This window comes from Streptomyces chiangmaiensis (assembly GCF_036281785.1).
GTDB lineage: Bacteria > Actinomycetota > Actinomycetes > Streptomycetales > Streptomycetaceae > Streptomyces > Streptomyces chiangmaiensis.
Genome location: NZ_JAYWVC010000056.1, coordinates 20,336 through 41,221, shown reverse-complemented (window position 1 = coordinate 41,221; position 20,886 = coordinate 20,336). Strand labels below are relative to the sequence as shown.

General features: G+C 68.9%; 20 protein-coding genes. 18 read left to right on the top strand and 2 right to left on the bottom strand.

Annotation, left to right across the window (positions count from 1 at the left end):
* Window positions 1-302: 302 nt before the first annotated feature.
* A complete protein-coding gene (locus tag VXC91_RS18470) occupies window positions 303-878 on the top strand; it encodes a hypothetical protein (RefSeq protein WP_329508368.1) in 576 nt (191 codons plus the stop codon).
* Window positions 879-997: 119 nt separating this feature from the next.
* On the opposite strand, the gene VXC91_RS18465 is transcribed toward VXC91_RS18470, so the two are convergent.
* Entirely contained in the window at window positions 998-1,300 is a 303-nt protein-coding gene (locus VXC91_RS18465; protein WP_329508367.1) for a ferredoxin, read from the bottom strand.
* Between the two features lie 246 nt (window positions 1,301-1,546).
* On the opposite strand from VXC91_RS18465, the gene arc reads away from it, so the two are divergent.
* The 6 genes from arc (at window position 1,547) to prcA (ending at window position 7,727) form a co-directional block, all read left to right on the top strand.
* Window positions 1,547-3,313, top strand: coding sequence for a proteasome ATPase (gene arc / locus VXC91_RS18460; protein ID WP_329508366.1), 1,767 nt, complete (start codon window positions 1,547-1,549; stop codon window positions 3,311-3,313).
* A 232-nt stretch (window positions 3,314-3,545) separates the two neighbouring features.
* Window positions 3,546-5,057 carry a depupylase/deamidase Dop gene (gene dop, locus VXC91_RS18455; RefSeq protein WP_345123951.1) on the top strand — a complete coding sequence of 504 codons (1,512 nt, stop codon included), beginning with the start codon at window positions 3,546-3,548 and terminating at the stop codon, window positions 5,055-5,057.
* 182 nt (window positions 5,058-5,239) lie between these two features.
* Complete coding sequence (locus VXC91_RS18450) at window positions 5,240-5,458, top strand: ubiquitin-like protein Pup (RefSeq protein ID WP_058079921.1); 219 nt, start codon at window positions 5,240-5,242, stop codon at window positions 5,456-5,458.
* 68 nt (window positions 5,459-5,526) lie between these two features.
* Window positions 5,527-6,114, top strand: coding sequence for an endonuclease VII domain-containing protein (locus VXC91_RS18445; RefSeq protein ID WP_329508365.1), 588 nt, complete (start codon window positions 5,527-5,529; stop codon window positions 6,112-6,114).
* Window positions 6,066-6,911: a proteasome subunit beta gene (gene prcB, locus VXC91_RS18440; protein WP_329508364.1), complete on the top strand. Its 846-nt coding sequence runs from the start codon at window positions 6,066-6,068 to the stop codon at window positions 6,909-6,911. The genes VXC91_RS18445 and prcB overlap by 49 nt, the downstream gene beginning before the upstream one ends.
* A 60-nt stretch (window positions 6,912-6,971) precedes the next feature.
* On the top strand, window positions 6,972-7,727 hold the full coding sequence (prcA, locus tag VXC91_RS18435; protein ID WP_329508363.1) for a proteasome subunit alpha: 756 nt from the start codon (window positions 6,972-6,974) through the stop codon (window positions 7,725-7,727).
* Between the two features lie 91 nt (window positions 7,728-7,818).
* Here prcA and VXC91_RS18430 read toward each other — a convergent pair whose 3' ends face one another.
* The gene (locus VXC91_RS18430; protein WP_329508362.1) at window positions 7,819-8,832 is read right to left on the bottom strand and encodes a LacI family DNA-binding transcriptional regulator; all 1,014 of its coding nucleotides are present in this window, start codon (window positions 8,830-8,832) and stop codon (window positions 7,819-7,821) included.
* A 128-nt stretch (window positions 8,833-8,960) separates the two neighbouring features.
* On the opposite strand from VXC91_RS18430, the gene VXC91_RS18425 reads away from it, so the two are divergent.
* From VXC91_RS18425 to VXC91_RS18375, 11 genes are all read left to right on the top strand, one after another.
* The gene (locus VXC91_RS18425) at window positions 8,961-10,220 is read left to right on the top strand and encodes an MFS transporter (RefSeq protein WP_329508361.1); all 1,260 of its coding nucleotides are present in this window, start codon (window positions 8,961-8,963) and stop codon (window positions 10,218-10,220) included.
* 9 nt (window positions 10,221-10,229) lie between these two features.
* Window positions 10,230-11,591: a Pup--protein ligase gene (gene pafA, locus VXC91_RS18420; protein ID WP_329508360.1), complete on the top strand. Its 1,362-nt coding sequence runs from the start codon at window positions 10,230-10,232 to the stop codon at window positions 11,589-11,591.
* A 127-nt stretch (window positions 11,592-11,718) separates the two neighbouring features.
* On the top strand, window positions 11,719-12,723 hold the full coding sequence (locus VXC91_RS18415; RefSeq protein ID WP_329508359.1) for an FKBP-type peptidyl-prolyl cis-trans isomerase: 1,005 nt from the start codon (window positions 11,719-11,721) through the stop codon (window positions 12,721-12,723).
* Between the two features lie 70 nt (window positions 12,724-12,793).
* A complete protein-coding gene (locus tag VXC91_RS18410; RefSeq protein WP_329508358.1) occupies window positions 12,794-13,165 on the top strand; it encodes an FKBP-type peptidyl-prolyl cis-trans isomerase in 372 nt (123 codons plus the stop codon).
* Between the two features lie 415 nt (window positions 13,166-13,580).
* Entirely contained in the window at window positions 13,581-14,558 is a 978-nt protein-coding gene (locus tag VXC91_RS18405; RefSeq protein WP_329508357.1) for a helix-turn-helix transcriptional regulator, read from the top strand.
* Window positions 14,559-14,576: 18 nt separating this feature from the next.
* Window positions 14,577-15,602 carry a helix-turn-helix transcriptional regulator gene (locus tag VXC91_RS18400; protein WP_329508356.1) on the top strand — a complete coding sequence of 342 codons (1,026 nt, stop codon included), beginning with the start codon at window positions 14,577-14,579 and terminating at the stop codon, window positions 15,600-15,602.
* 77 nt (window positions 15,603-15,679) lie between these two features.
* Window positions 15,680-15,940, top strand: a complete 261-nt coding sequence (locus VXC91_RS18395; RefSeq protein ID WP_329508355.1) for a CpXC domain-containing protein — start codon at window positions 15,680-15,682, stop codon at window positions 15,938-15,940.
* A 10-nt stretch (window positions 15,941-15,950) separates the two neighbouring features.
* The gene (locus tag VXC91_RS18390) at window positions 15,951-16,145 is read left to right on the top strand and encodes a hypothetical protein (protein WP_329508354.1); all 195 of its coding nucleotides are present in this window, start codon (window positions 15,951-15,953) and stop codon (window positions 16,143-16,145) included.
* A 345-nt stretch (window positions 16,146-16,490) separates the two neighbouring features.
* Window positions 16,491-16,769 (top strand): Sec-independent protein translocase subunit TatA, encoded by a 279-nt coding sequence (gene tatA, locus VXC91_RS18385; protein ID WP_329508353.1) that lies wholly within the window; start codon window positions 16,491-16,493, stop codon window positions 16,767-16,769.
* Window positions 16,770-16,816: 47 nt separating this feature from the next.
* Window positions 16,817-17,764: a twin-arginine translocase subunit TatC gene (gene tatC, locus VXC91_RS18380; RefSeq protein ID WP_329508352.1), complete on the top strand. Its 948-nt coding sequence runs from the start codon at window positions 16,817-16,819 to the stop codon at window positions 17,762-17,764.
* Window positions 17,765-17,871: 107 nt separating this feature from the next.
* Window positions 17,872-20,724: a DEAD/DEAH box helicase gene (locus VXC91_RS18375; protein ID WP_329508351.1), complete on the top strand. Its 2,853-nt coding sequence runs from the start codon at window positions 17,872-17,874 to the stop codon at window positions 20,722-20,724.
* Window positions 20,725-20,886 lie beyond the last annotated feature (162 nt).

The window sequence follows — 20,886 nt, the reverse complement described above, 5'->3', positions numbered from 1 at the left end:
CCGCCCATGCGCCGTCGCCGGCCCGCCAAGGGTGCCTACGGCGAGGACTACGCCGGGCCCAACGCCGACGGAGGCGCCGGCCACTGACCCGGACCCCGCCGCAGCCAACGGGCGAGCGCCGTGGCCGAGTTCCCGCACACACCGCGGAACACGGCCACGGCGCTCGCCCGTTGAAGTCCCGGAACACACCGGGAGTTGACGCGACGCCAGAAGTACCGCCCCCGCCGTTCCGCCCCGATGTGACGTGTGGCACGATGCGGGACACCCCCACCGGTACAGCTCTCACAGGAGACACTTCTCGCGTGCAGCACCCCGCCGTTCCGGAACTCGCTCACACGACCACCCGGCCCATCCACTGGGTCGCTACGGCCACCGCCGTCTCCGGCGTGATCGCCCTGTCCTCCATGCTGCACCCCGGCTCCGCGACGGCGGCACAGCCCCACGGCGGGACCAAGACGGACCAGGCCACCGCAGCAGCCCCCGACCCGTCCAGAGCCGACATCCCGCTCGACTGCGGCCCCGTCAAGCTCATCATCGGAAAGAAGGCCACCGGCGACCTCGACGGCGACGACCACCCCGAAACGGTCGTCGTGGTCCACTGCGACGCGAGCATGGGCACCCCGCCCGACGGCGTCTACGTCCTCACCCAGGCCCCCGACGCCACCGAGCCCCGTGTCGTCGCCACTCTGGTCGACCCCAAGGACCGCATCACGGTCACCGACTTCGCCGTCCGTGACGCGGCCGTCACCGCCACCCTCCTCGGCTACTCCTCGCCCGACGTACCGAGTTGCTGCCCGGACGTGAAGACCCCCGCCAAGTGGCAGTGGAAGGGCGGCGCGTTCATCCGGTCCACGCCCTCCGGCGCACGGAGCGTGTGACGTCGCACACCCCACCGCCGGCGCGCACCGCCGTGTGAGCGCCCGGGAGCGCACAGGCGTCGATACGGCGAACCCGATGTGAGGAAACAGACACTGAATAACGCGGAGTGGCCCTGCGCTCACTCCGCGTCAGGTCCGTGGACCTCCACGCTGTCCGAAATTCGCCGTACATGAATGCACTCGCCAGGACACTCCCGTGCCGAGTCCACCACGTCCGTGAGAAGCGGCAGCGGTACGGGCGTTGCGGCTCCCCTGGCCTGCAAAAGCTCGTCGTCCGGGCCCTTCACATAGGCCAGACCGTCGATGTCCAGCTCGAAGACCTCCGGCGCGTACTGGGCGCAGATGCCGTCGCCGGTGCACAGATCCTGGTCGATCCAGACCTCCAGCGCCTCGCCGTCGACTCCGGCTTGCTGCACGGTCATCTCTCCTGCCGTTTCCTGCGCAGAGCCGCTCCGGGAATCCGGCAAGCTCTGACGGGTGTTGAACAGCGTGAGCCTACCTTCGGCGGCTTCCCAATCATGTTCGGTGGGTATTCCCCTGGCGTGAGGGAGAGCGCAAGGGTGAAGATCGGACACACCTCGACAGTCTTTGTGATCTAGGGGTTTCAATCGACACCCACCCAGGTAGGGTCTGGAAGCGTCCAGCTCCCCTTGGAGGAGGTGAGGACCGTGGCAGCCCACGACGACGACATGAACCGCGGCATCCGCCCGGGACGGGGGTCCGACGACCCGGCCGGGCAGATCGCCTACCTTGAGCAGGAGATCGCCGTCCTGCGACGCAAGCTCGCCGACTCTCCGCGGCACACGAGGATTCTCGAAGAGCGGATCGTCGAGCTGCAGACCAACCTGGCCGGCGTGTCCGCACAGAACGAGCGACTCGCCAACACGCTCCGTGAGGCCCGCGACCAGATCGTGGCCCTCAAGGAGGAGGTCGACCGGCTCGCACAGCCGCCGGCCGGCTTCGGTGTCTTCCTGCAGGCGAACGAGGACGGCACGGCCGACATCTTCACCGGCGGCCGCAAGCTTCGGGTGAACGTCAGCCCCAGCGTGGAGCTCGACGAGCTCCGCCGCGGCCAGGAAGTGATGCTCAACGAAGCGCTCAACGTGGTCGAGGCCATGGAGTTCGAGCGGGTCGGGGACATCGTCACCCTCAAGGAGATCCTCGAGGACGGCGAGCGCGCCCTGGTGCTCGGGCACACCGACGAGGAACGGGTGGTACGGCTCGCCGAGCCGCTGCTGGACGTCACCATCCGCCCCGGCGACGCCCTGCTGCTCGAACCACGCTCGGGATATGTCTACGAGGTCGTGCCCAAGAGCGAGGTCGAGGAACTCGTCCTCGAAGAGGTACCCGACATCGGCTACGAGCAGATCGGCGGCCTCGCCGGCCAGATCGAAGCCATCCGCGACGCGGTCGAGCTCCCGTACCTCTACCCCGACCTGTTCAAGGAGCACGAACTGCGGCCGCCCAAGGGCGTCCTGCTGTACGGGCCCCCCGGATGCGGAAAGACGCTCATCGCCAAGGCCGTGGCCAACTCGCTGGCCAAGAAGGTCGCCGAAGTCACCGGCCAGGCTGCCGGCAAGAGCTTCTTCCTCAACATCAAGGGCCCCGAGCTGCTGAACAAGTACGTCGGCGAGACCGAACGGCAGATCCGCCTCGTCTTCCAGCGCGCCCGTGAGAAGGCCAGCGAGGGCACACCCGTCATCGTCTTCTTCGACGAGATGGAATCCCTCTTCCGCACCCGCGGCTCCGGCGTCAGCTCGGACGTGGAGAACACCATCGTTCCCCAGCTGCTCGCCGAGATCGACGGCGTGGAAGGCCTGCAGAACGTGGTCGTCATCGGCGCCTCCAACCGCGAGGACATGATCGACCCCGCCATCCTGCGGCCCGGCCGCCTCGATGTGAAGATCAAGATCGAACGTCCGGACGCCGAAGCGGCCAAGGACATCTTCGGGAAGTACCTCACCGAGAAGCTCCCTCTGCACGCCGAGGACGTCGGCGAGCACGGAGGCGACAAGTCGGCCACCGTCCACGGCATGATCCAGACGGCAGTGGAACAGATGTACGCCGAATCGGACGAGAACCGCTTCCTCGAGGTGACCTACGCCAACGGCGACAAGGAAGTCCTCTACTTCAAGGACTTCAATTCCGGCGCCATGATCGAGAACATCGTCGGCCGCGCCAAGAAGATGGCGATCAAGGACTTCCTCGAACACAACCAGAAGGGCCTCCGGGTCTCCCACCTCCTCCAGGCGTGCGTGGATGAGTTCAAGGAGAACGAGGACCTGCCCAACACCACCAACCCGGACGACTGGGCCCGGATCTCCGGAAAGAAGGGCGAGCGGATCGTCTACATCCGTACCCTCATCACCGGAAAGCAGGGCGCGGACACCGGACGCTCCATCGACACGGTGGCGAACACCGGCCAGTACCTGTAAAAGGCAGGGGCGGCTGCGGGTGCCCTCACCGGGTACCCGCAGCCGACTGCTTTTCGCGCACGGCTGGAGCAAGGCAATGACGCAAATGATCTCCCCACCAGCGCAAAGGCGTTCTAGGCTCTTCGTACCGCCGCGTCGCGCCGTGCGGGGACGGGCACCGCACGCGCACCGGAGCACCAGCGGTATCTGAGCGCCGCCCCCGACCGAGGGCGCCGCCGGCAAGGAGGGCCGCATGACCGTACGGCGAGTAATGGGCATCGAGACGGAGTACGGCATCTCCGTCCCCGGGCACCCCAACGCCAATGCCATGCTCACCTCGTCCCAGATCGTCAACGCCTACGCGGCGGCGATGCACCGGGCCCGCCGGGCCCGCTGGGACTTCGAGGAGGAGAACCCGCTGCGGGACGCGCGAGGCTTCGACCTCGCCCGCGAGGCCGCCGACGCCAGCCAGCTCACCGACGAGGACATCGGCCTCGCCAACGTGATCCTCACCAACGGCGCACGGCTGTACGTCGACCACGCACACCCCGAGTACAGCGCCCCCGAGGTGACCAACCCCCGCGACGCCGTCCTCTGGGACAAGGCCGGCGAGCGGATCATGGCCGAGGCCGCGGAACGGGCCGCGCAGCTCCCCGGCGCCCAGCCGATCCACCTCTACAAGAACAACACCGACAACAAGGGCGCCTCCTACGGCACGCACGAGAACTACCTGATGAAGCGGGAGACCCCTTTCTCGGACATCGTGCGCCACCTCACCCCGTTCTTCGTCTCCCGCCCGGTCTTCGCAGGAGCCGGCCGCGTCGGCATCGGCCAGGACGGACACGAACACGGCTTCCAGCTCAGCCAGCGTGCCGACTACTTCGAGGTCGAAGTGGGCCTCGAGACGACACTCAAACGGCCCATCATCAACACCCGCGACGAACCCCATGCGGACGCGGAGAAATACCGCCGCCTGCACGTGATCATCGGCGACGCGAACCTCTCCGAGATCTCCACGTACCTGAAGCTCGGCACCACCGCCCTGGTCCTGTCGATGATCGAGGACGGCTTCATCGCCGTGGACCTGGCCGTCGACCAGCCCGTGCGCACCCTGCACCAGGTCTCCCACGACCCCACACTCAAGCGCCTCGTCACCCTCCGCAGCGGCCGGACACTCACCGCCGTCCAGCTTCAGATGGAGTACTACGAGCTGTCGCGCAAATACGTGGAGGAGCGGTTCGGAGGCGACGCCGACGAACAGACCAAGGACGTCCTGACCCGCTGGGAAGACACCCTGAACCGTCTGGAGAGGGACCCCATGAGTCTCGCCCGCGAACTCGACTGGGTCGCAAAACGAGAGCTCATGGAGGGCTACCGGCGCCGCGACGGCCTCGACTGGGACGCCGCCCGGCTCCACCTGATCGATCTCCAGTACGCCGACGTGCGCGCCGAGAAGGGCCTCTACAACCGTCTGGTGGCCCGCGGCCGCATGAAGCGGCTCCTGGACGAGGACGACGTCGAGCGGGCCCGTACGAAGCCACCGGAGGACACGCGGGCCTACTTCCGCGGCCGGTGCCTCGAACAGTACGCGGACGACGTCGCCGCGGCCTCCTGGGACTCGGTGATCTTCGACCTGCCGGGCAGGGACTCCCTCCAGCGGGTGCCAACCCTGGAACCGCTTCGCGGAACGCGTAATCACGTCAAGGAGCTCCTTGACCGTTGCCGCACGGCCGAGGACCTGGTCAGGGTGCTGTCGGGGAACTGACCGGTACCCCGGTGCGGTACCGGTCGGCCGGGGTGTAAAACCCCACGGCCGGGAATCATCGAGGTGGCCCCCGTACGTTGGAGTAACTGCGGGGCCGATGTCAGACCGGGCTTGTAGGGTCTGATCATCACTGATCGGCAGGAATGCCGACCATGTCGGGCGAACTGAGCGGGGTGAGGGTTATGGCGACCAAGGACACCGGCGGCGGACAGCAGAAGGCCACGCGCTCCACCGAGGAGGTCGAGGAGCAGGCGCAGGACGCGCAGGGCTCCGAAGACCTCAAGGAGCGGCACGAGAAACTGAGCGACGACGTGGACTCGGTTCTGGACGAGATCGACGACGTACTCGAGGAGAACGCCGAGGATTTCGTGAGGTCCTTCGTGCAAAAGGGTGGACAGTAAGAGGCGGGAGGCCGCTTTTTCCTTCGGATCGAAGGTTACGGGGGATGGGAGTGGCTGGAGAGCCGTCCATGAAGCGATGCACGGGCTGCGAGAGGGCGTTGCCGCTCACTGCCTTCGCTCGGGACAAGAACCGGCGCGATGGCCTTCAGGTGCGATGCCGGGAGTGCGTAGCGGAGTACAGCGCTGCGCACTACCGACGCCACCGGGAGGCCATCGGTAAGCCTGTGCGCGAGAGGATGGACGTTCCGGCGGGGCACAAGCTCTGCCGGACGTGTGGGGAGATCAAGCCCCACAGTGAATGGCACCGCAACGCGACTGCTTCTGACGGTCTGTCGACGCGCTGCAAGGCGTGCCGGGCGGTAAGGGGACGTGAAGACCACCTGAGGCGTCAGTACGGCATCACCGAATCCGAGCGCGACGAGTTGATCGCCTCCCAAGGAGGCGTCTGCTGCATATGTCTGTCAGCTCCAGCCGCACATGTGGATCACTGCCACGAGACGGGTAGGGTCCGTGGCGTACTGTGCTTCAGCTGCAATGCCGCGCTGGGGCAGTTCAAGGATCGGCCCGACGTCATAAGGCGGGCTGCGACATACGTGGAAGGAAACGCGTGGAAGCCAACCCTCGTAGCACCGGGCGTCTACCAGCTGCCTTCCTGACTCCCGGGTCGTCGTCCTTCATGGACTTCCTGTCGGAGCACCAGCCCGAGCTGCTGCCCGGCAACCGGCAGCTGCCCCCCACCCAGGGCGTGATCGAGGCCCCGCACGGCACGACCATCGTCGCCGTCACGTTCCCCGGCGGTGTGGTGCTCGCCGGTGACCGCAGGGCGACCATGGGCAATGTGATCGCGCAGCGGGACATCGAGAAGGTGTTCCCGGCGGACGAGTACTCGGCGGTCGGCATCGCGGGTACGGCGGGTCTCGCCGTGGAGATGGTGAAGCTGTTCCAGCTGGAGCTGGAGCACTTCGAGAAGGTCGAGGGTGCCCAGCTCTCCCTGGAGGGCAAGGCGAACCGCCTGTCGACCATGATCCGTTCCAACCTCGGCATGGCCATGCAGGGCCTGGCCGTGGTGCCCCTCTTCGCCGGTTATGACGTGGACCGGGAGAAGGGCCGCATTTTCTCCTACGACGTGACGGGCGGCCGCTCCGAGGAGCACGGCTTCGCGGCCACCGGTTCCGGCTCGATCTTCGCGCGCGGCGCCATGAAGAAGCTTTTCCGTGAGGATCTGGCCGAGGAGCAGGCCACCACGCTGGTGGTGCAGGCCCTGTACGACGCGGCAGACGACGACTCGGCGACGGGTGGTCCCGATGTCGCCCGCCGGATCTACCCGATCGTCACCGTGATCACCGAGGACGGTTTCCGCCGGCTCACCGAGGACGAGGCCTCCGAGATCGCCCGTGCGGTCCTGGAGCGGCGTCTGGAACAGCCGGACGGTCCGCGGGCTGCTCTGCTCTGACGCGGGCCCGGTGGTTGTCAGGGTGATCGAGTGACTTCGACAGAAAGGGACGGATAACCGGTGTCGACGCCGTTCTATGTCTCCCCCCAGCAGGCCATGGCCGACCGGGCGGAGTACGCCCGTAAGGGCATCGCTCGCGGCCGCAGTCTGGTCGTGATGCAGTACGCCGACGGCATCGTGTTCGTCGGTGAGAACCCGTCCCGGGCGTTGCACAAATTCAGCGAGATCTATGACCGCATCGGTTTCGCGGCGGCCGGTAAGTACAACGAGTACGAGAACCTGCGCATCGGTGGTGTGCGGTATGCGGACCTGCGGGGTTACACATACGACCGTGACGATGTGACCGCTCGCGGTCTTGCCAACGTCTACGCCCAGACGCTGGGCACGATCTTCTCGAGCGCGGCGGAGAAGCCGTACGAGGTGGAGTTGGTGGTCGCCGAGGTGGGGGAGACCCCGGAGGGTGATCAGATCTACCGTCTGCCGCACGACGGGTCGATCGTGGACGAGCACGGTTCGGTCGCGGTGGGCGGCAATGCGGAGCAGATCAGCAGTTTCCTGGATCAGCGTCATCGCGACGGTATGACTCTGGCGGAGGCGTTGAAGCTGGCTGTTCAGGCTCTGTCGCGGGACACGAACGGCAGTGAGCGGGAGATTCCCGCGGAGCGCCTGGAGGTCGCGGTTCTGGACCGTACGCGTCCGCAGAAGCGGAAGTTCAGGCGGATCGTGGGTCGTCAGCTGTCGCGTCTGCTGGAGGCGAACGGTGCGGCCACGGCTGTGGACACCGAGGACGCCGACGACGCCGAGGGCGAGGAGTGATCGCCTGCGCCGCTCTGTGAGGAGCCGGCGCTTTGTTTGTGCAAGGCCGTGTGCCCCGACCGTGCCGGGTCGGGGCACACGGCATTTGTGGTCAGGCGCCCGGGGGCGCCGTGGAGCCGCGGACGACGAGTTCGACGGGGATGTCGCCCTCTGCCGGTGTGCGGCCTTCCAGGACGGCGAGGAGGGCCTGCATGCCGCGTTCGCCGAAGAGTTCGGCGTCGAGGCGGACGGTGGTCAGTTCGGGGTCGATGGCAGTGGCGAGTGCCAGGTCGTCGATGCCGGTGATGGAAAGGTCGTCGGGGATGCGCAGGCCGAGGCGGCGGGCGGCCTTGTAGGCGCCGGCGGCCAGGAGGTCGTCGTCGCAGACGATGGCGGTGGGGCGGGCGCCGGGAGCGGCGAGAGCGGCTTCTGCGGCCGTGAGGGCGTCTTCGATGGAGATGGGTGCGTGGGTGCTGTTGAGGCTGGTGCCGGGGACCTGGGCGAGGTGTGCGGCGAGGGACCGGGCCCGGATCTCGAAGGTCCAGGAGGGGATGGCGGCGGCGAGGTGGAGGAAGTGGCGATGGCCGAGTGCGAGCAGGTGTTCGGCGACCTGGCGTGCACCGTCGGCGATGTCGAGGTTGACGGTCGCGGCGCCGAGGCTGCCTTCGGGGTCGCTGTCGAGCATGACGAGGGGGAGCTGGTCGCCTCGGATGGCGGTGAGGGCGCCGGCGGCCATGGAGGAGGCGATGACGCCGTCGAGGGCGGCTTGTGCGGAGTGGAAGGGGTCTCTGGCGGGGCCGACGCCCTCGGGTGAGGGGTAGAGGACGACGCCGAATCCGTGTTCGGCGGCGATCCGGGCGGCGCCGGTGTAGACGCCGGCGAAAAATTCGGTGGTGAGCGCCGGGACGACGAGGAGGATGGTGCGGGTGCGGCCGAGGCGGAGGTTGCGGGCGGCGAGGTTGGGGCGGTAGCCGAGGTCGCGTGCGGCTTCTCGGACCCGTTCGGCGGTGGTCTCGGAGACGCGCCCGCGCCATTTGCCGCCGAGGACGAGGGAGACCGCGGCCTGGGAGACTCCGGCGGCCCGGGCGACATCGCGGCTGGTGGGGCGCGTGCTACCTGGTGCCACCGTGGGCCTGCTCTTTCGTCTGGACTCGTGGACAGCGCACATGGTACGTATGGCGGACGGCGTTATACGTACAACCTCCCATGTGGCCGCTACCCAACGGCGACGAAGCGCACAAGAAGGGGCGGGGCATGGCCGCGGGATACCTGGAGATCCTCAGGGCGAGGCACGCCGTGCGCCTGCTGACCGGGACGTTGGTGGGCAGGCTTCCGAACGCGACCGCGGCGATCGCGGTGGTGTTGTTCGTGCGGGCCGAGGGCGGCACCTACAGCCTCGCCGGAGCGCTCGCCGCCGTGTACGGGGTCGCGAACGCCGTAGGGCAGCCGGTGCTCGGACGGCTGGTCGATCTGCAGGGCCAGCCGCGCGTGCAGTTGCCGGCGGCGGTCGTCTCCGGCCTCGCGATGACCGTGTTCGCCCTGGCGGGCGTGGCGTCACCCGTTCTGGCGTATGCGGCGATGATCGTCGCGGGGCTGTTCACGCCGCCGCTGGAGGGGGGTCTGCGTGCGCTGTGGCCGGTCGTGCTGCGCCGCGAGGCGCAGGTGCCCACGGCGTACGCGCTGGACGCGATCGCCCAGGAGGTCATGTTCACCGTCGGCCCGCTGCTGGTGGCCGCCTGTGTGGCCCTGTGGTCGGCCCGGGTGGCGCTCGTCGTGATCAACGTCATCGGTGTGCTGGGGGCCCTCTCCGTGGTCGTGTCGCCGCCGTCGCGCGCGTGGCGCTCGGGGCCGCGCGCGGCGCACTGGCTCGGCGCCCTGCGCTCACGGGGGCTCCTCGCGCTGCTCGGCGTGTTCCTGTTCGTGGGCATCGCGCTGGGTTCCATCACGGTGGCGGCGGTGTCGTACGCCGACGGTCACGGTGGTGACGGGGTATACGGCTGGCTGATGGCCGCACTGGGGCTGGGGGCCCTGGGCGGCGGGACCGTGTACGGGGCGCGGCAGTGGCGCGGTGCGCCGGAGCGGCGACTGCGTGTGCTCGTGGGGCTTCTGGCGGTGTGTTATCTGCCGCTGATGCTGATGCCGGGGGTTGTCACGATGGTGCTGCTCACGGTGCTCGCGGGGGTGTTCCTGGCGCCGTGTATCGCGTGTGCGTTCATCATCGTCGACCGGCACGCTCCGAGCGGTACGGTCACCGAGGCGTTCTCCTGGCTTGTGACGACGTTCACAGTGGGGGCGTCGGTCGGGACGGGCGTGGCGGGGCCGGTCGTGCAGGCGGGCGGAGCCCTGTGGGGGTTCGCGGTGCCGGGTGCCGCGGGGGCCGTGTCGTTGCTGGTGCTCCTGGCGACGGGGCGGGTCCTCGCAGCTCCCGCCGGGGGTGCGGTGGTTGCGGCTTCACCGGAAAATGATCCAAACCGTGCCGTCGAACCCCGTTTCAGCTCGGGGGATCGGGCGTAATGTTCACTCATGGACCGCCGCATCTTCGGGCTGGAGAACGAGTACGGCGTCACGTGCACGTTCAGGGGACAGCGCCGTCTGTCGCCTGACGAGGTGGCGCGGTACCTCTTCCGCCGTGTCGTGTCATGGGGCCGCAGCAGCAATGTCTTTCTGCGGAACGGTGCCCGCCTGTATCTCGACGTGGGCTCACATCCGGAATACGCGACACCCGAATGTGACAACGTGATCGAACTGGTCACCCACGACAAGGCCGGCGAGCGCATTCTCGAGGGGTTGCTGGTCGATGCCGAACGCCGCCTGCACGAGGAGGGAATCGCGGGCGACGTCTACCTGTTCAAGAACAACACCGACTCGGCGGGGAACTCCTACGGCTGCCACGAGAACTATCTGGTGGCGCGGCACGGGGAGTTCTCGCGGCTCGCGGACATCCTGATTCCGTTCCTGGTCACGCGGCAGCTGCTGTGCGGTGCCGGCAAGGTGCTGCAGACCCCGCGCGGTGCCGTGTACTGCGTGAGCCAGCGTGCCGAGCACATCTGGGAGGGCGTCAGCTCGGCGACCACGCGCTCCCGGCCGATCATCAACACGCGGGACGAGCCGCACGCGGACGCCGAGCGCTACCGCCGTCTGCACGTGATCGTCGGTGACTCGAACATGTCCGAGACGACCATGCTGCTCAAGGTCGGTGCCACCGACCTGGTGCTGCGCATGATCGAGGCGGGCACGGTGATGCGTGACCTCACCCTGGAGAACCCGATCCGGGCGATCCGCGAGGTCAGCCACGACATCACGGGCCGTCGCAAGGTGCGTCTGGCGAGCGGCCGCGAGGCGTCCGCGCTGGAGGTGCAGCGCGAGTACTACGAGAAGGCCGTGGACTTCTGTGAGCGCCGCGGGATCCGCACGGGCACGGTGGAGCAGGTCCTGGAGCTGTGGGGCCGCACGCTGGACGCGATCGAGTCCGAGGACCTGGACCGGATCGGCACCGAGATCGACTGGGTGATGAAGTACAAGCTCATCGAGCAGTACCGCGCCAAGCACAACATGACGATGTCGCATCCGCGGGTCGCGCAGATAGACCTCGCCTACCACGACATCCACCGCCGCCGTGGCCTGTACTACCTGCTGGAGAAGAAGGGCCGAGCCGCTCGGATCTGCAACGACTTGAAGATCTTCGAGGGCAAGTCGGTACCGCCGCAGACCACTCGGGCCCGGCTGCGGGGCGACTTCATCCGCAGGGCGCAGGAACAGCGCCGTGATTTCACGGTGGACTGGGTGCATCTCAAGCTCAACGACCAGGCTCAGCGCACCGTGTTGTGCAAGGACCCGTTCCGTTCGGTCGACGACCGGGTGGAGAAGCTGATCGCCGGAATGTGAGCACGCGTTTCACAGACATCACCGGAACGCAACGCGGGCGCCGTACGTTTGCCGTACGGCGCCTTCGTCACGCCGTAGAGTTGCGCGCACGCCATCAATCAAGATCGACCGATTACGAGGCCCCACCGTGCGCCGACGCTCACTCCTCCTCGCCGCTCTGCCCGCCGGACTGGTCACGCTCGCCGGATGCGGAGACGGCAAGTCCGGCTCGGGCCAGGCGAGTGCAAGCCCGACCTCCTCGGCCACGGTTCCGTCGGCCGCCCCGCCGCCGAAGATCGTCGACGGACCGCTGCCGGCCATCACCGCGGGCACCAAGTTCGGTGAGAAGCCGACGGTGGCCAAGGGCCCGGGCACGCCCTCGAAGGACCTGGCGGTCAGGACGGCGATTCCGGGCACCGGCCAGGCGGTCGCGGAGAACGACTACGTCCAGGTGAACTACCTGGGCCAGATCTGGGACACGGCAAAGGTCTTCGACAACTCCTACGACCGCAAGACGCCACTGGTGATCCAGCTTGCCCAGGGCAGCATCATCGACGGCTGGCGCTATGCCCTGCCGGGGAAGAAGGTGGGCAGCCGGGTCGAGATGTCCGTGCCCCCGACCTGGGGCTACGGCGCGCAGGGCAACACCCAGGGGGGCATCAAGGGCACCGACACCCTGGTGTTCGTGGTGGACGTCCAGAACACGTTCAACGCCAAGAGCTCCGCGAAGGGCAAGGACGTCGCGCAGACCGATCCCGACCTGCCGAAGGTGGGTACCAACACCGACGGCAAGGCCCCGTCCATCGACGTGCCCAAGGCGAAGGCGCCGACGGATCTGGTGGCGAACTATGTGATCGAGGGCGACGGCGCCGAGGTCGCCGCGGACAGCAGCGTGCTCGTGCAGTACAAGGGCGTGCTGTGGGAGGACGGCAAGGAGTTCGACTCGACGTACGGCCGCGGCCAGCTCGCCTCGTTCTCGCTGCAGCAGGTCGTCAAGGGCTGGGCGCAGGGTCTGACCGGCAAGAAGGTGGGCAGCCGTGTGCTCGTCGTGATCCCGCCCAAGCTGGGTTACGGCGACAACCCGCCCGCGGGCAGCAACATCAAAAAGGACTCCACGCTGGTCTTCTCGGTCGACATCCTGGCGAAGATGTAGCCCCTGTGGGGATGTGAGAGTGTCAGAGGTGCCGCAATGGCCTCAACACCGAACAGCAGGAGTTTTTGACGTGAGCATCGAGAAGCCCGAGATCGACTTCCCGGGCGGCGAGCCCCCGGCCGACCTCGAGATCAAGGACATCTGGGAGGGTGACGGCCCGGAGGCCAAGGCGGGCGACACCGTCTCCGTCCACTACGTGGGCGTGGCCTTCTCCAGCGGTGAGGAGTTCGACGCGTCCTGGAACCGCGGCACGCCGCTGAAGTTCCAGCTCGGCGTGGGTCAGGTCATCAAGGGCTGGGACCAGGGCGTGCAGGGCATGAAGGTCGGCGGCCGCCGTCAGCTGATCATTCCTCCGCACCTCGCCTACGGCGACCGTGGCGCGGGCGGCCGGATCAAGCCCGGCGAGACGCTGATCTTCGTCTGCGACCTGGTCGCGGTCTGATCCGGACCCGGTGAGCGCGGGTCGGGTCACCGACGCCCGAGCCGGACGTCCGCGGGGACGTCCGGCAGGACCCCCTTCCCCGGCGCGCCGGATGTGATCGGTGCGCCACGGCACGCTCGGCCGCGTTCCGGGCTCGGCAGCACATCCCGGACGGTGTGCGGTGCTCCGTGGGGGTGGCGAAGCCCCCGCGGCGTCCGGACCCGACTCCGTGTCGGGCCGGGCGGTGCCCCGGATGCTTCCCATACGGCCCCGGTCGCCGGCGCAGGGCGGCAGTCGCCGGGGCGATGCCGGTTCCGACCGGAACCGATCATCTGGGGCTCATGTCTGCGCGGGCATGAGCCCTCGGCTTTTGCCAGGACACCCGTGAGAGGTACGGTCGTCGGTCGTAGGCATCATGGGGAGGCGAAGGGCGTCGATGGCCATTGCCAAGGCAGAGCGGCTGATGAACCTGGCGCTGTGTCTGCTCGGGACGCGGCGGCCGCTCAGCAAGCGGGAGCTGCGCGAGTCCATTGAGGCCTACGTCGAGTCCTTCGGGCCGGAGAAGGCCGGGACGGGCTCCGACGACTCCTTCAATCGCATGTTCGAGCGCGACAAGGACGACCTGCGCGAGCTCGGTCTGGTCATCGAGACCGTGGAGAACCTGGACGGCGAGGTCGGCTATCTCGCCCGCCGTGACAGCAACCGTCTTCCGCCCATCACGCTCGACGCCGAGGAGGCCGCCGCGCTGGGGCTCGCCGCCAAGGTGTGGCAGCAGGCCCGGCTCGCGGGTGCCGCGAGCGGTGCGCTGCAGAAGCTGCGCGCCGCAGGCCTGCCCGAGGACGTGGATCCGTACGAGGCCCATGGGGCCCTGGAGCCGCGCATCCCCGTGCACGAAGCCTCATTCGAGCCGCTGATGCTCGCCTGTCGCGATCGCCGGCCCGTCGTCTTCGACTATCGCAAGGCCACCGCGGCGCGGCCGGAGCCGCGGCATGTCGAGCCCTGGGCACTGGAGTGCTGGCGCGGCCACTGGTACCTGGCCGGCTGGGACCGCGACCGGGGTGCGGAGCGCGTCTTCCGGCTCTCCCGGATCACCGGCAAGGTGCGCAGCCGGGGCGGCGGCTTCACCGCCGAGGTGCCCGATGTGGTCACCGTCCGTGAGACCGTCGCGAGCTGGGCGGGGGAGACCGCCGACCGTTCGGCCCGGATCCGGCTGCGGACGGGCGCGGGGTACCCCCTTCGGGCGAAGGCCACCTCCGTGCGGGAACTCGGCGGCGGGTGGGACGAGTTGGAGATTCCGTACGGGCACGGCCTGGACGCCTGGCTGGTGGAGTTCGGACCCGATGTCCTGGTCCTGGAGCCGGCGGAGCTGCGGGCCGATGTGGTGGATCGACTGCGCGCCGTGGCCAAGGGCTGAGGGGGGAGACGTACGAACGTGGCAGGCAAACCGGCCAGAGCGAACGCCATCGACCAGACGCGGCGGATGCTGTCGCTGGTGACCTATCTCCGGGAGCGTCCGGGTGCTCGCATCGAGGACGTCGCCCGTGCCTTCGGGATCACCGAGGACGAGCTGGTCTCGGATCTCGACGTGCTGCCCATGTGCGGGACCAGCTTCCGCGGCGGCGATCTGCTCGACATCGACACCGACGGCGAGCGCATCTGGTGGCACAACCCGGCCGCCCTCGGGGCGGACGCCGCCGAGCCCCTGCGCCTGGCGGCCGACGAGGCGACCGCCTTGCTGGTCGCCGCACGGGCCGTCGCCACCCTGCCGGGCCTGCGGGAGAGCGACCGTCAGGCCTTGCTGCGGGCCACCGTCAAGGTGGAGACCGCGGCCGGGGAGGCGGCGGGAGCCAGCTCCCGGCTCTCGGTCACCTTCGAGTCCGAGGGCGGCGTCTTCGCGGACGTCGACCGGGCCATCTCCGAGCGGCGCCGGCTGTGGATCCGCTACTACTCGCCGGCCCGTGACGAGGTCACCGAACGCGAGATCGACCCGATCCGCCTGGTCAGCGTGGGCCACACCTATGTGGAGGCGTGGTGCCGCCGCTCTGAGGCGCGCCGTACCTTCCGGCTCGACCGCGTCGCCGAGATCAAGATCCTCGACGAGCCGTCGGCGCCGCCGGAGGTCGAGCCCCGTGACCTCTCCGAGGGGCTCGTCCAGCCCGCCGCCGAGGACCCCGAGGTGGTGGTCGAGGTCGGCCCGGCGGGGCGCTGGGTCGCCGAGTACTACCCGCACGACAGCGCGGACGAGCTGACGGACGGCGGGCTCCGTATCACCTTGCGCACCCCCGACCCGGCGTCGCTGCGCCGGCTGGCGCTGCGGCTCGGACGCGACGGCCGGATCGTGTCGCCGCAGGACCTCGCGGACAGCGCCCGCCGGGCGGCAGCCGAGGCGCTCGCGGCGTACGACGGGCCGGACGGGGTTCAGGACGGGCTGGACGACAGGCAGGGGCAGGGGTTGTGAGCAAGTCGGCGACGTCTGGTGCGTCGGAGCAGTCGAACGCGTCGGCCCGTGCGCCTGAGGCGCCCGGAGCCGAGGAGATGTCGGTGCGAACGGCGTTCGCCGGCATGCGGCGGGTGGCCGACGTGGTGTTCAGGGCCGGCTGTCCGGACTGCCGGGCCCGCTTCGAACTGGGTGCGAGCGCGCTGCGGCTGGCCATCGGCGCCACCAGCAAGACCACCTTCTACTCCTTCACCTGCCCCGAGTGCGGTGCCTCCGTCCGCAAGCCGGCGGGGGAGCGCGTCGTCGAACTGCTCACCGGGGGCGGGGTGCGGACCCTGCGGCTGCACTCGACCCTCTAGGCTCGACGTCATGTTCTGGCCGATGCTCGCGATCGCCCTGGGATTCCTCGGGCTCGCCGTACTGGGTGTGCTCGCCGTCCGGGTCTTCGTGGAGGCGGAGCGTCTGGGGCGGCAGGTCTCGGACTCCGCACGCCGCATCAATCGCGCCGCCGAGGACCTGGAACGGTCGGCCGTGGGCGCCGCGCGAGCCGCGGACCGGATATGAGGACATGAACCAGGTGTGAGTCGCCCGTGGACTCCGAGTGGTCCATGATCCCCGCGCGGGCCGTCACCCGAGGCGCACCTGCTGGTCACCGGTGCTTTGTGATGCGTGGCGAGTTGCCCCATGGAGACGCAGCGGGTCACTTCGGCCTGTCTACTTGCCACCCGGGACAGGTACCCTCTGATCGCGGCCCCGAGAACGAGGCGCGGTCCGCAGACCGGGAGTACGCACAGGGATTGCCCCGCGTTCACCCCTGAGCGTTACGATCGCTGCACGGTGGTCGGACATGTGACCGACCGATCGGCCAGCAACTCCACCCATGCCGCCTCGGTGAGAAGGTAAAGACTTATGTTCGGACGGCTCGGAGCTCCCGAGATCATTCTCATCCTCGTCGTCATCATCCTGCTGTTCGGCGCGAAGAAGCTTCCGGACATGGCTCGCTCCCTCGGTAAGTCCGCGCGCATTCTGAAGAGCGAGGCCAAGGCGATGAAGGACGACGGCAAGCCGTCCGCGCCCGCCGGCCCGCCGAACGACGAGGCTCCCGCGCAGCGCACCATCCAGGCCGCCCCCGGCGATGTGACCAGCTCCCGTCCGGTCACCGAGCCGACGGACACGACCAAGCGCTGACGCAGGGCCGGATGCCTCCGGCCTGCCGCATGAGATGAGGACGTGGGTTGCTCAAGCCTGCCCGCAAGGAGAAGGACCCCGAAGGGCGCATGCCCCTTGCGGACCACCTTCGTGAGCTCCGCAACCGGCTTGCGAAGGCGATGCTGGCCATCATCCTGGTCACGGTCGTCGCCGCCTTCTTCTACAACGACATCATCAATTACCTCACCAAGCCGATCCTCGACTCGGTCGGCTGCGGTAAGACGTTCGAGGAACTGGCGAATGCGAACCAGCACGCACCGCCCTGTGCCCGGATCACGATCAACGGTCTGCTCGCTCCCTTCACGCTGGCCCTCCAGGTCTCGCTCACGGCCGGTGTCGTGTTCGCCTCGCCGGTCTGGCTCTACCAGCTGTGGGCGTTCGTGGCGCCGGGTCTGCACAGACACGAGCGCAAGTACGCCTACGCCTTCGTGGGAACCGGTGTCCCGCTGTTCCTGGGCGGCGCCTACTTCGCCTACAGGGTGCTGCCCACCACCGCGAAGGTGCTCATCGACTTCACCCCGGGTGGCGTCGACAACCTGCTGCCGCTCGACGATCTGCTTCAGCTCGTCACACGCATGGTGGTCGTCTTCGGACTCTCCTTCGAGCTGCCTCTGCTGCTGATCATGCTCAATATGACCGGGGTGATCACCGGCAGACGCATGCTCGGCTGGTGGCGCGCCATGATCCTGGGCATCACGGTCTTCGCGGCCGTGGCCACCCCGAGCACCGACCCGCTGTCGATGCTGGCGCTGGCCGGTCCGATCTGGGTGCTGTACTTCGCCGCGGTCGCCTTCTCGCTGATCAACGACCGGCGCAGGCGGCTGCGCGACGCCGCGGGGCCGGGCGACGACGAGGCCTCCGAGCTGGACCTCAGCCCCGAGGACGTCGGCGAGGTCGAGGCGGTGTCGGCCGGTGGCGCACCGACGGAGCAGCCGGGCACGGACCGGGTCAACGGCTACGACGACGTCACGTGACCGGACAGGCACCACACGTGCCATGACGGACGAGCCCACGGGCCCCACCGCGTATGACGGTGGGGCCCGTTACGGTGGGCGTTCCGGGCCGAGGCCTTGATCGGATAATGATCGTCCTGATGTCAGCGGGGCCCGGTACGCTCGAAAGTACGATGACAGAGGATCTCTCACCGGCCGAGCGGTACGCGGCAGCCCGTCAGCGGGCTGCCGAGCAGGCCACCGCGCTCGCCTCCTTCCGCGAGATGTACGACTTCGGCCTCGACCCCTTCCAGATCGAGGCCTGTCAGGCTCTCGAGGCCGGCAAGGGCGTACTGGTGGCCGCACCCACCGGCTCCGGCAAGACGGTCGTCGGCGAGTTCGCCGTCCACCTCGCCCTGCAGCAGGGCAAGAAGTGCTTCTACACGACCCCCATCAAGGCGCTGTCGAACCAGAAGTACTCCGATCTGTGCCGCCGCTACGGCACGGACAAGGTCGGTCTCCTGACCGGCGACAACAGCGTCAACTCCGGCGCCCCGATCGTCGTGATGACCACCGAGGTCCTGCGGAACATGCTCTATGCGGGCTCGCAGACCCTCCTCGGCCTCGGCTATGTGGTCATGGACGAGGTGCACTACCTCTCCGACCGCTTCCGCGGCGCCGTCTGGGAGGAAGTGATCATCCACCTGCCCCCGTCGGTGACCCTGGTGTCCCTGTCGGCGACGGTGTCGAACGCCGAGGAGTTCGGCGACTGGCTCGACACCGTCCGCGGCGACACCGAGGTGATCGTCTCCGAGCACCGGCCCGTACCGCTGTTCCAGCATGTGCTGGCCGGCCGCCGGATGTACGACCTGTTCGAGGAGGGTGAGGGCCACAAGAAGGCCGTCAACCCCGATCTGGTGCGCCTGGCCCGCACGGAGGCGAGCCGCCCGTCCTCCATGGACCGCAGGCGGGGCCGTGCCATGCGCGAGGCCGACCGTGAGCGGGAGCGCAGACAGCGCGCCCGGGTGTGGACTCCTGGCAGACCCGAGGTCATCGAGCGGCTGGACGCCGAGGGCCTGCTGCCCGCGATCACGTTCATCTTCAGCCGGGCCGCCTGCGAGGCCGCCGTCGAGCAGTGCCTGTACGCAGGGCTGCGGCTCAACAACGAGGAGGAGCGCGAGCAGGTGCGAACCCTCGTCGAGGACCGCACCGCCTCGATCCTGCCCGAGGACCTGCACGTCCTGGGCTACTACGAGTGGCTGGAGGGCCTGGAGCGCGGCATCGCCGCCCACCACGCGGGCATGCTGCCGACGTTCAAGGAGGTCGTCGAGGAACTCTTCGTCCGCGGCCTGGTGAAGGCCGTGTTCGCCACCGAGACCCTGGCACTCGGCATCAACATGCCCGCGCGCTCGGTGGTGCTGGAGAAGCTCGTCAAGTGGAACGGCGAGCAGCACGCCGACATCACCCCTGGTGAGTACACCCAGCTGACCGGTCGCGCCGGTCGGCGCGGCATCGACATCGAGGGCCACGCGGTCGTGCTGTGGCAGCGCGGCATGAACCCCGAGCATCTCGCGGGCCTCGCGGGCACGCGCACGTATCCGCTGCTCTCCAGCTTCAAGCCGTCGTACAACATGGCCGTGAACCTGGTCGAGCAGTTCGGCCGGCACCGCTCGCGCGAACTGCTCGAGACCTCCTTCGCACAGTTCCAGGCCGACAGGTCGGTCGTGGGGATCTCCCGCCAGGTCCAGCGCAACGAGGAGGGCCTCGCGGGCTACAAGGAGTCCATGACCTGCCACCTCGGCGACTTCGAGGAGTATGCCCGGCTGCGCCGCGAACTCAAGGACCGCGAGACGGAGTTGGCCCGGCAGGGCGCCGTGCAGCGCCGCGCCGAGGCCGCCGTCGCCCTGGAGAGGCTCAAGCCGGGTGACGTCATCCACGTCCCCACCGGCAAGTACGCCGGTCTGGCCCTGGTCCTCGACCCGGGCCTGCCCGCCGGCCGCTCCAACGGCCACCGCGGCTTCGAATACCACGACGGCCCGCGCCCCTTGGTCCTGACGGCCGAACGGCAGGTCAAGCGGCTGGCGTCCATGGACTTCCCGGTGCCCGTCGAGCCGCTGGAGCGGATGCGCATCCCCAAGTCGTTCAACCCGCGCTCGCCGCAGTCCCGTCGCGACCTGGCCTCCGCCCTGCGCAGCAAGGCCGGGCACATCCCGTCCGAGCGGCACCGCAAGCGGCGGGCCGCGGCCGCCGACGACCGCGAGATCGCCCGGCTGCGCGCGGCCCTGCGCGCCCACCCCTGCCACGGGTGCAACGACCGTGAGGACCACGCCCGTTGGGCCGAGCGCTACCACCGGCTGTCGCGCGACACCTCGCAGCTCGAGCGCCGCATCGAGGGCCGTACGAACACCATTGCCCGCACCTTCGACCGCATCGTCGCGCTGCTCACCGAGCTGGACTACCTGCGCGGCAACGAGGTGACGGAACACGGAAAGCGTCTGGCGCGGCTCTACGGAGAACTGGACCTCCTGGCCAGCGAGTGTCTGCGGGAGGGCGTCTGGGAGGGGCTCGCCCCGGCCGAACTGGCCGCGTGCGCATCGGCATTGGTATACGAGGCCAGGATGGGCGACGACGCGATGGCGCCGAAGCTGCCGTCGGGCCGGGCCAAGGCCGCGCTCGGTGAGATGGTGCGCATCTGGGGCCGGCTCGACGGCCTGGAGGAGGAATTCCGGATCACCCAGACCGAGGGCGTCGGCCAGCGCGAACCGGACCTGGGTTTCGCCTGGGCGGCGTACATGTGGGCCGGCGGCAAGGGCCTGGACGAGGTCCTGCGCGAGGCCGAGATGCCGGCCGGCGACTTCGTCCGCTGGTGCAAGCAGGTCATCGACGTCCTCGGCCAGATCGCGGCGGCCGCTCCCGCGGAGAGCTCGACCGTTGCCAAGAATGCGCGCAAGGCGGTGGACGGGCTGCTGCGGGGCGTCGTGGCGTACTCGTCGGTGGGGTGACGGTCACGGTCGCCTGAGAGCCCGCAGCGGCGGCCGGTCCGGCGGCTCTCGGGGATCGCCGGGTCGATCGCGTCCACGTGGCGCAGCCGCACCAGGTGTCACCGCTCCGACCCGGGGTGGTCGGAAGGGGGAGGGCGGTCGGGAGGCCTCCCGGGCCCTGCG